This window comes from Halomonas sp. DP8Y7-1 (genome assembly GCF_019801685.1).
Lineage (GTDB): Bacteria > Pseudomonadota > Gammaproteobacteria > Pseudomonadales > Halomonadaceae > Halomonas > Halomonas litopenaei_A.
This window is the reverse complement of record NZ_JAHVIN010000005.1, coordinates 322,127-336,816: the sequence shown is the minus strand read 5'-3', so window position 1 is coordinate 336,816 and position 14,690 is coordinate 322,127. Positions and strand designations below refer to the sequence as shown.

The 14,690-nt window shown below is 62.5% G+C and carries 13 protein-coding genes; 10 read left to right on the top strand and 3 right to left on the bottom strand.

The window, feature by feature from the left end; all coding sequences use genetic code 11:
* The first annotated feature begins 32 nt into the window (after positions 1–32).
* The 10 genes from glcD to KUV41_RS06810 all read left to right on the top strand — a co-directional run bounded on the left by glcD (position 33) and on the right by KUV41_RS06810 (position 10,754).
* Positions 33–1,532 (top strand): glycolate oxidase subunit GlcD, encoded by a 1,500-nt coding sequence (gene glcD, locus KUV41_RS06855; RefSeq protein WP_222161711.1) that lies wholly within the window; start codon positions 33–35, stop codon positions 1,530–1,532.
* Positions 1,533–1,786: 254 nt separating this feature from the next.
* Positions 1,787–2,872 (top strand): glycolate oxidase subunit GlcE, encoded by a 1,086-nt coding sequence (glcE, locus tag KUV41_RS06850; RefSeq protein ID WP_222485186.1) that lies wholly within the window; start codon positions 1,787–1,789, stop codon positions 2,870–2,872.
* A 98-nt stretch (positions 2,873–2,970) separates the two neighbouring features.
* The gene (glcF, locus tag KUV41_RS06845; RefSeq protein ID WP_222485184.1) at positions 2,971–4,200 is read left to right on the top strand and encodes a glycolate oxidase subunit GlcF; all 1,230 of its coding nucleotides are present in this window, start codon (positions 2,971–2,973) and stop codon (positions 4,198–4,200) included.
* Positions 4,201–4,319: 119 nt separating this feature from the next.
* Positions 4,320–4,721 carry a heme-binding protein gene (locus tag KUV41_RS06840; protein WP_222485182.1) on the top strand — a complete coding sequence of 134 codons (402 nt, stop codon included), beginning with the start codon at positions 4,320–4,322 and terminating at the stop codon, positions 4,719–4,721.
* Between the two features lie 92 nt (positions 4,722–4,813).
* Positions 4,814–5,710, top strand: a complete 897-nt coding sequence (locus tag KUV41_RS06835) for a DMT family transporter (protein WP_222485180.1) — start codon at positions 4,814–4,816, stop codon at positions 5,708–5,710.
* A 157-nt stretch (positions 5,711–5,867) separates the two neighbouring features.
* Positions 5,868–6,182: a hypothetical protein gene (locus KUV41_RS06830; protein ID WP_222485178.1), complete on the top strand. Its 315-nt coding sequence runs from the start codon at positions 5,868–5,870 to the stop codon at positions 6,180–6,182.
* Between the two features lie 623 nt (positions 6,183–6,805).
* On the top strand, positions 6,806–7,168 hold the full coding sequence (locus KUV41_RS06825) for a hypothetical protein (RefSeq protein WP_206939904.1): 363 nt from the start codon (positions 6,806–6,808) through the stop codon (positions 7,166–7,168).
* Between the two features lie 477 nt (positions 7,169–7,645).
* Entirely contained in the window at positions 7,646–9,220 is a 1,575-nt protein-coding gene (locus KUV41_RS06820) for a bifunctional GNAT family N-acetyltransferase/carbon-nitrogen hydrolase family protein (protein WP_206939905.1), read from the top strand.
* Positions 9,220–10,062, top strand: a complete 843-nt coding sequence (locus tag KUV41_RS06815) for a zinc-dependent peptidase (protein ID WP_222485176.1) — start codon at positions 9,220–9,222, stop codon at positions 10,060–10,062. Before KUV41_RS06820 ends, KUV41_RS06815 begins: the two co-directional genes overlap by 1 nt.
* Positions 10,059–10,754 carry a TVP38/TMEM64 family protein gene (locus tag KUV41_RS06810; RefSeq protein WP_222485174.1) on the top strand — a complete coding sequence of 232 codons (696 nt, stop codon included), beginning with the start codon at positions 10,059–10,061 and terminating at the stop codon, positions 10,752–10,754. The genes KUV41_RS06815 and KUV41_RS06810 overlap by 4 nt, the downstream gene beginning before the upstream one ends.
* Before the next feature lie 219 nt (positions 10,755–10,973).
* Here KUV41_RS06810 and KUV41_RS06805 read toward each other — a convergent pair whose 3' ends face one another.
* The 3 genes from KUV41_RS06805 to KUV41_RS06795 all read right to left on the bottom strand — a co-directional run bounded on the left by KUV41_RS06805 (position 10,974) and on the right by KUV41_RS06795 (position 14,591).
* On the bottom strand, positions 10,974–12,071 hold the full coding sequence (locus tag KUV41_RS06805; RefSeq protein ID WP_206939910.1) for a sensor domain-containing diguanylate cyclase: 1,098 nt from the start codon (positions 12,069–12,071) through the stop codon (positions 10,974–10,976).
* Between the two features lie 106 nt (positions 12,072–12,177).
* Positions 12,178–13,515, bottom strand: coding sequence for a glycosyltransferase (locus KUV41_RS06800; protein ID WP_222237170.1), 1,338 nt, complete (start codon positions 13,513–13,515; stop codon positions 12,178–12,180).
* Positions 13,516–13,691: 176 nt separating this feature from the next.
* Entirely contained in the window at positions 13,692–14,591 is a 900-nt protein-coding gene (locus tag KUV41_RS06795; RefSeq protein ID WP_222485173.1) for a LysR substrate-binding domain-containing protein, read from the bottom strand.
* Between the last annotated feature and the right edge of the window lie 99 nt (positions 14,592–14,690).

Sequence of the window (14,690 nt, the reverse complement as noted above, 5' to 3'; positions counted from 1 at the left end):
CACGACCGTGCTAGCTGAGGCGAACAAGCATCATGAACATCCTCTACGACGAACGCCTGGACGGCGCCCTGCCGCGCCGCGACAGGCAGGAAGTCCTGGCGGAGCTTTCTCGCGTTGCCCCTGATCTTACCCTGTTGCACCGTGAGGAAGACCTGCGCCCCTTCGAATGTGACGGCCTTTCGGCTTACCGCGTCCTGCCCATGCTGGTGGCCCTGCCCGAGCGCCTGGACCAGGTCGAGGCCCTGCTCAAGCAATGCCGCGCGCTCGGCGTACCGGTGGTGACCCGGGGAGCAGGCACAGGCCTGTCCGGCGGCGCCCTGCCGCTGGAGCAAGGGGTGCTGCTGGTCATGTCACGCTTCAACCGCATCCTCGACATCGATGCCGACGCTCGCGTCGCGCGTGTGCAACCGGGGGTGCGCAACCTGGCCATCTCGGAAGCGGCCTCGCCCTTTGGGCTTTACTACGCGCCGGACCCCTCCTCCCAGATTGCCTGCTCCATTGGCGGCAATGTCGCCGAGAACGCGGGCGGCGTGCACTGCCTCAAGTACGGCCTCACGGTACACAATGTGCTGAAGCTCGAGGTGATGACCATCGAAGGCGAGCGCATGACGATCGGTTCCGAGGCGCTCGACAGCCCAGGCTTCGACCTGCTGGCGCTGATGATGGGCTCCGAGGGCATGCTCGGCGTGGTCACCGAAATCACGGTCAAGCTGCTGCCAAAACCCGAAACCGCCAAGGTGCTGATGGCGAGTTTCGACGACGTCGAAAAGGCGGGTGCCGCCGTGGGCGATATCATCGCTGCCGGCATCATTCCTGGCGGCCTAGAGATGATGGACAACCTGGCCATACGCGCCGCCGAGGACTTCATCCGAGCCGGCTACCCGGTGGATGCCGAGGCGATCCTGCTATGCGAGCTCGACGGCGTCGAGGCCGACGTCGACGACGATATCGAGACCGTGCGCGGTGTTCTCGCCAAGGCGGGTGCCAGTGATGTCCAGCTGGCCCGCGACGAAACCGAGCGAGCCAAGTTCTGGGCAGGTCGCAAGAACGCGTTTCCCGCCGTCGGGCGCATGTCGCCGGACTACTACTGCATGGATGGCACCATCCCCAGGCGTGAGCTTCCGCGAGTGCTCAAGGGCATCAGCGACCTGTCGCAGCAATATGGCCTGAAGGTGGCCAACGTGTTTCATGCCGGCGACGGCAATATGCATCCGCTGATTCTGTTCGACGCCAATCGTGAAGGAGAGCTGGCCACCGCCGAGGCACTGGGCGGCAAGATTCTTGAGCTATGCGTGGAAGCGGGCGGATCGATCACCGGCGAGCATGGGGTAGGCCGCGAGAAGATCAACCAGATGTGCGCCCAGTTCGACAGCCTGGAAATCTCTACCTTCCATGCGGTCAAGGCAGCCTTCGACCCCGACGGTCTGCTCAACCCTGGCAAGAACATCCCGACCCTGGCGCGTTGTGCCGAGTTCGGAGCGATGCACGTGCACAATAACGAGCTGCCGCATCCAGAGCTGCCCAGGTTCTAGCCATGACAGCTACACGACCGTCACGGCGCTGGCCCGCTGTGCCCGATCAAGGTTCAGAGCGATGCACGTGCACAACAACGAGCTACCGCATCCACAGCTGCCCAGGTTCTAGCCATGCTACCGCATCCAGAGCTGCCTCGGTTCTAGCCATGCTGCCGCATCCAGAGTTGCCTCGGTTCTCGTGAACCGGTCATCGCCGTATAGCGCGACTGCACGGATGTTTGTTTTTCTTTTGCCGGAATGCAGGTACCCGCATGTCCAACAACGATGTTTTCTGTTCTGCTGCCGACGGCCTTCCCGCCCTGTCCGAGGCCGTTGCAGCGGCCAGCAGCGCTCACCCCATCCGTATCGAAGGTGGCGGCACCAAGTCCTTCTATGGCCGCCCCGTGGAAGGTACGCCGGTATCCACCCGCGAACACCGTGGCATCACCAGCTACGATCCGGTCGAACTGATTGTCTCGGTGCGCGCCGGCACCCCGATCGCCGAACTGGAAGATGCACTTGCCGACCAGGGCCAGATGCTGCCCTTCGAGCCACCTCACTTCGGCAGCAACGCCACCGTGGGTGGCACCATCGCCACCGGGCTGTCCGGCCCACGCCGTCCCTGGGCAGGCTCGGTGCGCGATTTTGTGCTGGGCCTGCGGGTGCTCGACCACCAGGGGCGTGAGCAGCGCTTCGGCGGTGAAGTCATGAAGAACGTGGCCGGCTACGACCTGTCACGCCTGATGGTCGGCGCCCAGGGCACGTTGGGGCTGATTACCGAAGTGACGCTCAAGGTGCTGCCGAAGGCCACCGCCAGCGCCAGCCTGCGTCTTGAGATGAGCCAGCAAGATGCGCTGCAGCGCCTGGCAGAGTGGGGCCGCAAGCCACTGCCGCTGAGTGCAGCCGCCTGGCACGCTGGTGCCCTGCACGTGCGCCTGGAGGGCGGTGAGAGTTCGGTGAAGGCGACCGCCAGCATGATCGGTGGCGACACGCTGGAGCCAGGCTTCTGGAGCGAACTCAAGGAGCTGTCACTGCCCTTTTTTACGGCCTCGGACGCGCCGCTATGGCGGATCAGTCTGCCGACCAACAGCGCCATGCTCACGCTCGACGGGGTTGCCCCGGATACCCTGCTGCTCGACTGGGGCGGCAACCAACGCTGGCTGAAAGGCGCGGTCGATGCCCATGAACTACGCGCCGTTGTCCAGCGCGCCGGAGGGCATGCCAGCTGTTTCACGCCGGGCGCTGCCGAGCCCTTTACCCCGCTCTCCCCAGTGGTCGCCAAGTACCACGAGCAGGTAAAGCGCCAACTCGATCCCGACGCCATCTTCAATCCGCGTCGGCTGTATCCGGACTGGTAATGCGCCCCTGGCGCGCCAAGCGATTGCCACAGGCGGCCCGTTTCACCGCAAGACTGCAGTGACGCTGCAAGCCTTGACCACGACTAGCGGATAACAACATGCAGACGCATTTCACCGAACAAGATCTCGAGAAGCCTCACCTGCGTGAGGCGGACAGGGTACTGAGAAGCTGCGTACACTGCGGCTTCTGCAACGCGACCTGCCCCACCTACCAATTGCTCGGCGATGAGCGCGATGGCCCTCGCGGGCGTATCTACCTGATGAAGGAGATGCTCGAGAGCCCAGCTGACGACCAGCGCATCACCGAAGAGACGCGGCTTCACCTGGACCGTTGCCTGACCTGCCGCAACTGCGAGACGACCTGTCCGTCAGGCGTCGAGTACCACAAGCTTCTGGATATCGGCCGCGCCGAGATCGAACGCCGGGTGCCGCGCTCCACCGCCGACAAGGCGTTGCGCTTCGGTCTGCGCAAGGCATTGGTCGAGCCTGCTCGCTTCAAGGCGCTGCTGTCGCTGGGCCAGACCTTCAAGCCACTGGTCCCGGGCGCGCTCAAGAGCAAGATGCCGCCTCGTCCGGTCGATGCAGGCGTCCGCCCCATCCGGCGACATGAGCGGCAGATGCTGATCCTGGAAGGCTGCGTTCAGCCGGGCCTGTCCCCCAATACCAATGCCGCAACTGCCCGCGTGCTGGACCGGCTAGGCATCGCGCTGACCCCGGCACCGGAGGCAGGCTGCTGCGGCGCCATCGACTTTCACCTGAACGCCCAGGAAGCCGGACGCGAGCGAGCCAGACGCAATATCGACGCCTGGCTGCCTCACCTTGACGCCGGTTGCGAGGCCATCATCCAGACCGCCAGCGGCTGCGGCGCCTTCGTCAAGGAATATGTCGAAGTGCTCGCCGACGACCCTGACTATGCCGAGAAGGCACGTCGGGTCAGCGAGGCCGCCAAGGACCTGGTCGAGGTGCTGGGACAGGAAGACCTGACCACTCTCGACGTGCGCGCCGACCAGCGCCTGGCCTTCCATTGCCCCTGCACCCTGCAGCATGCCCAGAAGCTCAACGGCGCGGTGGAAACGGTACTGACCAGGATGGGCTTCACCCTGACACCGGTGCGAGATGGCCACCTTTGCTGCGGCTCCGCCGGGACCTACTCGATCACCCAGCCCGAACTGTCGCGCCAGTTGCGCGACAACAAGATGGACGCGCTGGAGGAAGGCAAGCCGGATGTGGTCGTCACGGCGAACATTGGGTGCCAGACCCATCTTGCCTCCACCAACCGCACCCCGGTGCGCCACTGGGTCGAGATCGTCGATGAGGCGCTGGGCTAGCGCGAGAGCCACTGGATCGAGATCGTCGACAAGGCGCTGGTCAGACAGTCCCAGAGCGCCTAGACTGAAAACGAAAATATTTTCCACATTTTGAACTAACTGTAACAACAGGAGCCACCATGCCGACCAAGTCTTACCTCGACCAGTCTCAGGTCAATGCCATTCTTGATGCCGCTCAACAGGAAGCCGACGCCAACGGCTTCGCCGTCACCATCGTGGTCAGCGACGACGGCGGTTATCCGCTGGGCCTACGCCGCCTCGATGGCGCAGCGCCCTTCAGCGCTGACGTTGCCATGGCCAAGGCACGCTCCGCCGCCATCGGCCGCAAGGACACCCAGATTTTCGAGGACATGATCAACGGTGGCCGCAATGCCTTCCTGTCGGCGCCCATGCAGGGCCTGATGTCAGGCGGTGTCCCCGTCATGATCGATGGCCAGGTGGCAGGCGCCGTGGGCATCTCCGGGGTCAAGCCCGATCAGGACATCCAGGTGGCCAAGGCTGGCGCCGCTGCCATCGCGTAACACGCCGTCCCCGACAGCTGGATCCACCACCGCCGCCGCTTCTGGCGGCGGTGGTGCTTGTGACTCACCGAAGTGCTGACACGGAAGGTCCCATGCCACTTCTGCCCTTTCTCGCGCCGCTGGGTGCCGTGCTGATCTGGTCCGGCAACATGACCATCAACCAGCTGACTGTAGGCACCATCTCTCCCAGCAGCATCGCCTTTCTACGCTGGGTGCTGGCCGTACTCGTGATGACCCCCTTTGTCTGGCCACGTCTGTGGTCAGAGCGACGGCAGGTCATCCAGCATTGGCCAAGGCTCGCGCTGCTCGGTCTGCTTGGCATGGCACTCTGGCAGGGCCTTGCCTACGTGGCAGCGGCCACCACCAGTGCCACCAACATGGGCATTCTAGCCGCCATGGTGCCGCTGCTGACCATTCTGCTCAGTGCGCTGGTGCTGCGAGAGGCGCCTACCTGGGGTGGATGCATCGGCGGCCTGCTGGCATTGATCGGGGTGCTCTGGCTCTTGAGCCAAGGCCGACTCGCTACCCTGGCAGCGCTGGAGGTCGCTCCAGGCGATGCCCTGATGGTGGTGGCCGCTATCTGCTACGCGCTGTATGGCGTCATGCTCAAGCGTTGGCCGCTCCCCATCTCCCCCTGGGTCATGCTCTACGGCCAGGCGCTGTTCGCGGTGATCGCGCTGTTGCCTTTTTATCTGATGGGACCCATGACCCCCATTGATTCAAAAAATATAGGACTGATCCTGTACGCAGGCATCCCTGCGTCCATCGTCACCACCTACCTGTGGATGCTGGCCATTCGACAAATTGGCGCCAGCAGAGCCAGCATATTCATCAACCTGATGCCGCTATTCAGCGCCCTTATCGCCATGTCCTTCCTTAGTGAAACTCTTTCGTGGCACCACCTTAGCGGTGGCTCGCTAGTGCTTTCCGGGGTTCTCCTGGCGCAGACCTTGCGTCGCCCCATCGGCCTCAAAAGCCCTGTTGCCTAGGGGACATGCCCGCCGTTGTCGCCATAACAGTGAACAATACTTAGACTTAGTTATCAGGCTTATTTGCATTTTTAGATCAGGTTGTATAGCTTTAGTACAACCGCTGAGCACAGGACGCCGGCGGTCCACTGCACCCACCAGCGACGAGAGGTTCACCATGAAACATATCGTCAAGGCAGCAGCACTGATGAGCGCCATGGCGTTGTTTTCCAGCATGGCCCTGGCAAACCATCACGAGGAAAGCGATGCACAGGAAAGTGGCGTCGACTCTTCCAACAACGTCACGGAGCAGCACGATACAAGCGGCCAGCATGGCAGCGATGCCATGAACACTGATGAGCCGATTGTCGAGGACGGTGGCGTCGACTCTGCCAATAGCACCGAAGGTGCTGACGACGGCATGAATCAGACCCAACCGACCGGAGACCTGGCAGAAGACAGCGGCGTCGACTCTGCCAACGAAACCGAATAAACGCGCCCTGCCAAAGGACGGCACTAGCGGCACGGATATGCCGCGGGTCGGCGGCCAGGAAGGCCGCCAGTGGTTCCAGGACGGAACCGCAGGAGCAGGAAGCTCTGCGACGAGCAGACGGATTCGCTCACGCCCGACAGCGACACGGAAGATTGACGGGCCCAAGGAAGGGCCCAGGCTAGATCACCGCGGCGCCAGGAAGGCCGCCAGTGGTTCCAGGATGGAACCGCAGGAGCAGGAAGCTCCACGACGAGCAGACGGATTCGCTCACGCCCGACAGCGACACGGAAGATTGACGGGCCCATGGAAGGGCCCAGGCTAGATCACCACGGCTGCCAGGAAGGCTGCCGACAGTTCCAGGACGGAACTGATGGGCTTGGATGCCCACATTGAGCACAAGGATCGGCTCGCGCCGGACAGTGAAAAGGATGCCACCCGAGCCCAAGGAAGGGTTCACGCCTCCCACGCCCTCGTCCGGCTAACGTTTCTTGGTTGTTAGCCCCCACCCACAGCGACCTTCTTTGCCCTGAACTGAGACGTATGCGCTCTCACTGATGAGCCAGCGCACAGGCATCGACTGACCCTGTACAGACCATGACCAGTGAACATCTGGAGGTACTGCAATGAACACTTTCTCAACCACGTTGCTCAAGCGCCTGGCCCTTGCTGGACTGCTTGGACTCGCCTCCGGCGCCGCACTGGCAGACCACCACGGCGACGACCATGCGCACGCCCAGGGTGATATGCAGCAGGAGGAGGTCACGCCGGACAACAGCGGAGTCGATTCGGCCAACGACCCGTCCATGGCCGACCATGCCGATGGCGCCATCCCCGGTGGCGAAATCGTCAAGGATGGTGGAGTCGATTCCAGCCACATGCCTTCTGACAAGGCCTCTGACAGCGATAACCCGTCCGCTCTCGACGAGGGCAAGCTGGTTGAGGATAGCGGCGTCGACTCAGCCAACAAGCCGGAAAACGAGGTCTGAGACCTCTAGCACTGCGGCACGCGCCGCTGCACCTGCCCGCAAAGTGACTCGTCAGGCTCCGCCCCTCATTGGGCGGGGCCTTTTTATGTCCTGGGGCTATCGGTTGCCTTAGTTGTCTTGCGTGTATGGTGTCTCCTGCCACCCTGACGATGGGACAGGCGCTGGCTCACGTCACAGACGTGCCTAAGGTATACTCGTTACCACCTGTTTTTCGAAGTCCTGACACTACCGCCACTGTGTAGCGGAACAGCTTACATGGGTCGTTGATACAGGGCTCGTGGCTGCTGTACAGATGCTTTTCCAGCGATGCTCTTGTGCCGCTGCTGCTAGCCCGACGGTCTTATGTGAGTGATCTTGTACAGCACCTTTTTACCGCGTTTTCCTGTCAACCAACGCTGATCCCCACCTATTCCCGGCTTTTCCACCTGCCGCAAGCGGCATGTTAGCCTTAGCGACTCATTTCCGGAGGAACGTTGCATGTCCCTCGATGATCTACAGCTGAATCTCCGCAACCTGACCTGCGACGACTATCCCCAGCTCAAGGGGCTGATGGACAAGGTCTATCACGATATTGGCGGAGCCTGGCCCAGGAACACCATCGACAAGCTGGTGGCAGAATTTCCTGACGGCCAGATCGTCATCGAGGACGATGGCCGCCTGGTGGGCGTTGCATTGACCGCCCTGGTGGACTACGAAGAGTTCTCCAACCCTCATCGCTACGACGATCTCATCGGTAAGCGCGAGACCATCCAGAACGACAAGGATGGCGATGCCATGTACGGCATCGATGTACTGATCGACCCCGCCTACCGCGGCTATCGCCTGGGCCGACGCCTGTACGAAGCGCGCAAGGAAGTCTGTCGCCAGCTCAACCTCAAGGCCATCCTGGCCGGGGGCCGCATCCCAGAGTATCACCGGGTTGCCGAGCAGATGTCTCCCAGTGAGTACATCGACAAGGTATCGCGCAAGGAGCTGCACGACCCCATTTTGTCGTTTCAGCTGTCCAACGATTTCCAGGTCAAGCGACTGCTGCGCAAGTACTTGCCCGAGGACGAGAAGTCCCAGGGATATGCGACCCTGCTCGAGTGGAACAACATCCTCTTCGAGCCGGCCGAGCGCATGCTGGAAAGTCGTCCCACCCAGGTTCGGGTTGGCGCGGTGCAGTGGCAGATGCGCGAATTTGCATCGGTCGAGGCGGTACTGCAGCAGGTCGAGTACTTTGTCGATGCGCTGTCAGACTACCAGAGCGACTTTGCCGTCTTTCCCGAATTGTTCAACGCCCCGCTGATGGGGCTGCAGGATCGCGCCGCACAGCAGGACCAGATGGCGGCCATTCGCTTCCTGGCCGGATTCACCGAGCGCTTCAAGACCGAAATGTCGCGCATGGCGGTCGCCTACAACATCAACATCATCGCAGGGTCGATGATCGAGGAAGGCCCCGAGGGTCGCCTCTACAATGTGGCGTACCTGTGCCATCGTGACGGCAGCGTAGAGCGCCAGGCAAAACTGCACATCACCCCGCAAGAGCGGCGTGATTGGGTCATTGAGGGCGGCGACGACCTCTGCGTGTTCCAGACCGATGCCGGGCGCATCGGCATCCTGATCTGCTACGACGTGGAATTCCCGGAGCTGGGCCGACTGCTCGCGGATCAAGACATGGACATGCTGTTCGTACCGTTCTGGACCGATACCAAGAATGGCTACCTGCGGGTGCGCCATTGTGCCCAGGCTCGCGCCATCGAGAACGAGTGCTATGTCGTTCTCTGTGGCAGCGTGGGTAACGTGCCGTCCATCGAGAACCTGGATATCCAGTACGCCCAGTCATCGGTGTTTTCACCGTCAGACTTTGCCTTTCCCCACGATGCGGTCATGGCAGAGACCACCCCCAACACGGAAATGATCATGTTCTCGGATCTCGACCTGTCGCGTTTGACCGTGGTCCGCGCCGAGGGCTCGGTGACCAACCTCAAGGACCGCCGCAAGGACCTGTTTGACCTGCGTCTGCGCGACTGGTCCTGGAAGTCCGGCGCCAGGGATCAGGACGACAGCTGATGTTGTCCCGCCTCAGGCGATGGCGAGCGGCGCGTTTCGATGCCCGTCATCCCTTTCCCGCCGACACCTGGGCAGCCGCGCGAGCGCGGCTGCCCTTGCTGGCCCGGGTGCCCGAGGCGTCGGCCCAGCGCCTGGGGCAGCGCGCCTGGCGGTTTCTTCACGACAAGCGTCTGAGCCTGCACCCGGACCTGGACCCTGCGGCACTGGATAGCGAGGAACGCCTGGCCCTGGCGGCCCAGGCCTGCCTGCTGACGCTCGGCTGGAGCGAGCACGAGCACCAGGACGCCTTCGCCAACGTGCACGAAGTACTGGTGTTGCCCGACGCCTTTCGTCGCCAGGTCGAAGAGATGGACGAGGCCGGCGTGATGCACGTCTACGAGGACGAGCGTGCCGGCGAGACGTTCTATCAGGGGCCTGTGGTCATTGCCCTGCCCGACCTGCTGGAGAGCGGTGGTCTGGAGGGCTTCAACGTGGTCATCCACGAGTTCGCCCATAAGCTCGACATGGGCAACTCTCAGGACGTCGACGGCTTCCCCCCGCTTCCTGTGACCATTGCCTCGGCGCAGTGGCATCGCGAATTCTCCGCGGTCTGGAGCGATCTTCAGGAACGTGTTGCCAGCGGCGAGCCGACGCCTATCGATGACTACGCGGCCACTCACCCTGGAGAGTGTTTCGCGGTCTGCTGCGAGACCTTCTTCAGCGCACCCGACCTCCTATCGCAGGCCTATCCCGGCCTGTACGAACTGCTCAGTCGCTACTTCAAGCAGCAGCCGCATCAATGGCACCTACCCACCGCTGCCCTTGACGCTCCGCCATCCGACTCACAGGCTCGCTCGTCATGACCCGTCGCTGGCTTCTCCCTACTCTGGCGCTGACGCTTGTCCTCGCCTGCGGTCTGACCTGGCAATGGCTGGCGATGCATGACCTGCTGACGGTCGACACCTTGTTGACGCTGGCCCAGGGCGCCGCGGCATGGCGCGATAGCCCATGGGCGATGGTGGTGGTGGCCAGCGTCTACGCCGGCCTGTCGTTGGTGATGTTCCCGCTCAGCCTGCTGGTAGCGGCCACGGGCCTGCTGTTCGGGCCCTGGTGGGGGTTTGGTTATGCCCTGATTGGCACCTTGGCCGCGTCATGCCTGACCTGGTGGGTCGGCCGGCAACTCGGTCGGGACGCACTGCTGCGCTATGGCGGCAAGCGACTCCACGGCGTATCGCGCTACCTTTCCGGCCGCGGCATACGCACCATGACCATCGTCAATCTGCTGCCATTGGCCCCCTTCACCCTGACCAATATGCTGGCCGGTGCCTTTCACCTGCGTTTCAGGGATTACCTGATCGGCTCCGTCATCGGGATCGCCCCTGGGCTTGCCGGCGTTACCCTGCTGGGCAGCCAGCTGGGTGAGCTGGTAACGGCAGACAGCCGCAGCGAGGTGATCTACTCCGTGATGGGACTGGCCATCGGCGTTGCCGTGCTGATGGCGCTCAAGCGCTGGGCGGACCGGCGCAAACGCTCCCGGAGCGAGATAACGCGGTAAGCCCTCTCTTGAACAGCGCGTCTCGAGAGCGGGGCTTGAAGTGCGGGGCGTGAAGTGAGCGCCCCCCAGGTGCGGGCGAGGCTTTGTCCGAAAAGTCGACGAGCGAAGGTTAGACAAGGCAAAAATCGGTGAGAAAGCGCAGTTTACGAGGTGTAAATGAGCATTTTGACCCGATTTTTAACGCCGTATCACCAAGCGCAGGCACTTTTCGTACAAGCCCTAGGTGGCACTTTCCTTAAGGTGAACAAACTCAATACGATTACGCCCGCCGGTCTTGGCACGGTACATGGCCTTGTCGGCATGGCTGACCAGCTGGCTCAGGTCCTCGTGCCCCTGATCGATCAACAGGGCGCCAATACTGGCCGTGACCGCAATCGGCGCTCCTGCGGCCGACACATCGAGACTGGCCAGCGCCTGGTTGAAACGCTCCAGCGCCACCATCAGCGCCGGCTTGTCCACATCGGCCATGACCACGCAAAATTCCTCGCCTCCCATTCGCGCGATCAGGTCAGACTTGCGAAAGCTGGACGTGAGCGCTTTCGCCACGGCGACCAGAACCTGGTCACCCACGTCATGGCCGTAAGTGTCGTTGATGGACTTGAAGTGATCGAGATCGATGAGCGCGATTCCCAGAGCCGCGCTATGGCACTGCCAGCGCTTGGTCAGTGCACCAAAGCGGGTGGCGAAGGCCCGTCTGTTGCATACCCCGGTCAGGGGGTCGGTACCGGACAGCAGCGCCATTTCTTCCATCTGGTGATGAATACGAATGCTGGCCGCCACCCAGTGCGCCATGGCCTGCAGGCGCTGCCGATCGAGGTCGCTGAAGGCGTCAGGCGTCTCATGGGCAATATTCATGGTGCCCATGCAGCGACCGCTGCTGATCATCGGCACATCGAGACAACACCTTAGTCCCTTGCTACGCAGCATCTGGCAATCCAGATCGCTGCTACCTTCGAAGCTGGCGGCGTACTCCGCCTGACGGGTGCGATAGACCCGCCCCACCATCGTCCCTTCGATGGGCATGGGAGCGTCTACGGGAATGGCGTTGTTACCCTGCATGGCAATCAATGCCAGTTCGGTCTCGGACTTGGCCAGGGTGATGGACGCCCGATTGGCGCCAAACACGGTATGCGACCACCTGGCCACCGTGTCCAGCACGTCCTGCAAAGACTCGGCAGCAGACAGCTCGTGCACGAAGCGCACCGGCAATTCGATGGTCAAGTCGACGTCGAGAGACGTCATTTCCCCTGGTTCGCTTGCCTTGGACACCCTGCCACCTCCACGCCAGGCATTCATGCCATCCTGCTGCATTGTCATGACACTATCGTGCACCAGCCAGGGAGAGGGAACAACCGCCAAGCGACGCACCGCAACGGCATACTGACGACAGCAAGCCTTCGACATGTCTTAGGCCAGGGTACGCCTACGACTCTTCTCGGCGAGCCGGTGTCTTCGGTTCACCATGGTGGTGCCCAGGCCACCAGGAAGGACGCTCTTCCCGCCATTCGTCTTGCACCACGTGACGCAGGACTCGTCCTCGGTAGCACAGCATCTGCCATTCAGCGCCAAGACGGCTGCGCACCCGCTCCCAGCCGCCGTCGTCTGCGTGTGTAAAGGGGCCGCCATGGGCGATGGCCAGGCGATAGACGCGCAGGCAACGCTCGGCACAGCGCGACTCATCGTAGTCTTTTGCGGTTGTCAGCGCGGCCTGATGCCGGTCCTGCCAGCACTCGGGCTCACCGCACTCCAGCAGCGCCTCGGCAAAGGCACTCTCGTCCTCGCTCTGCAGCAGGCGGCCGTTGGCACCGTCACGCACCACCTCGCGCACGCCTGGCGCGTCCAGGGCCACCACCGGCAAGCCCGCCGCCATCGCCTCGGCGACGACCATGCCTTGCGTCTCGCTAAACGAAGCAAAGGCAAACACATCCATCCCATGGTAGGCATCGATCAGCTCCTGACCATGCAGGCACCCGGTAAAGCAGACGCGATCCAACACCCCCTGTTCCTGGGCGATGCTCTCGACCACCTGCCGCGCATTGCCGTCACCCACCACCAGCCACCAGGCGTCCGTTCGGGCCGTCAAAGCCAGGCACACAGCACGGGCCAGGAAGGCCAGATTCTTCTCCTTGGCAAGGCGACCAAGATGTCCCAACACCAGCGCATCGTCACCGATACCGAAGTGCTTACGCCAACGGTCACGCTGGCCACCGGCAAACCGACGGGTATCGACACCGCTTGGTACCACCGTGGTCTGCGGATTGCCGGCACGTTCCGCCAACAGCGCCTTGATGCTCTCGCTCGGCGCGATGACCTCGTCACACAGCCAGGTGTACTGGGTCGCCAGGGCGATGGCGAAGCGCTGCATCCGGGGCGAATGCCCGGGCACATAGTGGGTGTAGTGTTCATACAGTGTGTGGTGGGTGAACACCAAAGGCAGTCCGTACGTTTCCGCTGCTCGAGCCGCGGTATCCCCCAGCAGGAAAGGATGATGGGAATGCACGATGTCTGGCTCGAAGGACTCGATAGCATCGAACAATTGCCCGGGAATCGGTACGGGGAGGGAAAAGTCACTGCCATTGAACTGCTGGACCGCCGCCACCCTGACCACATCTGGCTCGTTGTCCGGCTGTCCCTCAAGCCGAGGTGCCACCACCAGCACAGCATGGCCGGCGTCCTGGAGCTGGGACTTGAGACGCTGCACGGATTCGCTCACCCCGCCCACAATGGGTGCATAGGTGTTGGTGAACATCAGCACATTCACGGTGGCTATTCGCTCCCGAAAGCAGGTAAAAAAAGCGTATAACGCCTGCGTGAAACGGTCGTCACTCGAGTGGCGTGGACGACGGCAACGGCGCTGGCAACAAACCCTATGAGGACAAGTTTACGCGTGTATGGTTCGCCCCGCCTGGCCATCATGGATACGAGCACTCAGGTGACTCAGGTGGAGGCCGGGGTGATGACAGAACGTTCGGCATCCTCCCGATCGGCCAGCAGCCACGTCCACAGACCGTGTGCGGCCTGACCCTGCTGCCGTTTTGGCCGACACAGCCAGAACCCTTCATCCACGGGCAATGCCGTCGCGAAAGGGGCCACCAGGGAGCGCCTGCCAGTCAGCAGGCGCTGATGCACCAATGCCACTCCGACGCCCTGCTCGGCAAGGCTGATGACCATGCTGAGGTTGTCACATACCAGGCTATGGCATTGGCGCGACAGCGCTGCCTGGTCCACCAGAGACAGCCACGCCGGCCAGCCTGAGGCGAATCCTGCAGCGTGCAACAGCGTCTGTCCAGCCAGATCCCCCGGTGAGGCCAGACGCTCGGCCAGCGATGATGAACATACGGGGATCAGCGACTCCTTGCCCAGGCTGATGCTCTCCACATTCCCCCAGTCCCCTCGGCCGTAGCGGATTTCCATATCCGCCCCCTGGGCGCCAAAGTCGGCGCTCCAGATGGCACTGACCACCCTGACCGAGATATCGCGATGAGTGGCGTGAAAACGCGCCAGCCGAGGCGCCAACCAATAATGCTGCAGGGCCGGCGTGGTGCGCAGGGTGACCTGGCCTTCCGAGGTGGTACCGAACACCTCAAGCGTCCCCTCTTCCAGGCGCGCGAAGGCTTCCTGCACGCTCGGCAGCCAGGCTTGGCCTGCCGGGGTCAACGACAGGCTGCGAGGGTGTCGTACGAACAGGGCTTGCCCCAGACGGTCCTCCAGCAACCTGATGCGCTGACTGATGGCCGCCTGAGTCACCGACAGTTCCTGTCCTGCTGCGGTGAAGCTCAGCGTGCGCGCCGAGGCCTCGAAGGCCTGCAGCCAGTGGAGAGGAGGAAGAGCGCTCATCTCGTATCCATCCGCGTAGTGGTTGGTTTACTTGGCACCAAGCAAAAAGGTGCCATAAGCAGAGCTTGGCCTAAGACCCCATATTAGTCGTTTGTCGAC

Coding starts and splice junctions, on each gene's coding strand:
- KUV41_RS06830 (WP_222485178.1), top strand. CDS start 5,868: ATGAAACATATCGTCAAGGCAGCAGCACTGATGAGCGCCATGGCGTTG.
- KUV41_RS06825 (WP_206939904.1), top strand. CDS start 6,806: ATGAACACTTTCTCAACCACGTTGCTCAAGCGCCTGGCCCTTGCTGGA.
- KUV41_RS06820 (WP_206939905.1), top strand. CDS start 7,646: ATGTCCCTCGATGATCTACAGCTGAATCTCCGCAACCTGACCTGCGAC.
- KUV41_RS06815 (WP_222485176.1), top strand. CDS start 9,220: ATGTTGTCCCGCCTCAGGCGATGGCGAGCGGCGCGTTTCGATGCCCGT.
- KUV41_RS06835 (WP_222485180.1), top strand. CDS start 4,814: ATGCCACTTCTGCCCTTTCTCGCGCCGCTGGGTGCCGTGCTGATCTGG.
- glcD (WP_222161711.1), top strand. CDS start 33: ATGAACATCCTCTACGACGAACGCCTGGACGGCGCCCTGCCGCGCCGC.
- glcF (WP_222485184.1), top strand. CDS start 2,971: ATGCAGACGCATTTCACCGAACAAGATCTCGAGAAGCCTCACCTGCGT.
- KUV41_RS06840 (WP_222485182.1), top strand. CDS start 4,320: ATGCCGACCAAGTCTTACCTCGACCAGTCTCAGGTCAATGCCATTCTT.
- KUV41_RS06810 (WP_222485174.1), top strand. CDS start 10,059: ATGACCCGTCGCTGGCTTCTCCCTACTCTGGCGCTGACGCTTGTCCTC.
- glcE (WP_222485186.1), top strand. CDS start 1,787: ATGTCCAACAACGATGTTTTCTGTTCTGCTGCCGACGGCCTTCCCGCC.
- KUV41_RS06805 (WP_206939910.1), bottom strand. CDS start 12,071: ATGACAATGCAGCAGGATGGCATGAATGCCTGGCGTGGAGGTGGCAGG.
- KUV41_RS06795 (WP_222485173.1), bottom strand. CDS start 14,591: ATGAGCGCTCTTCCTCCTCTCCACTGGCTGCAGGCCTTCGAGGCCTCG.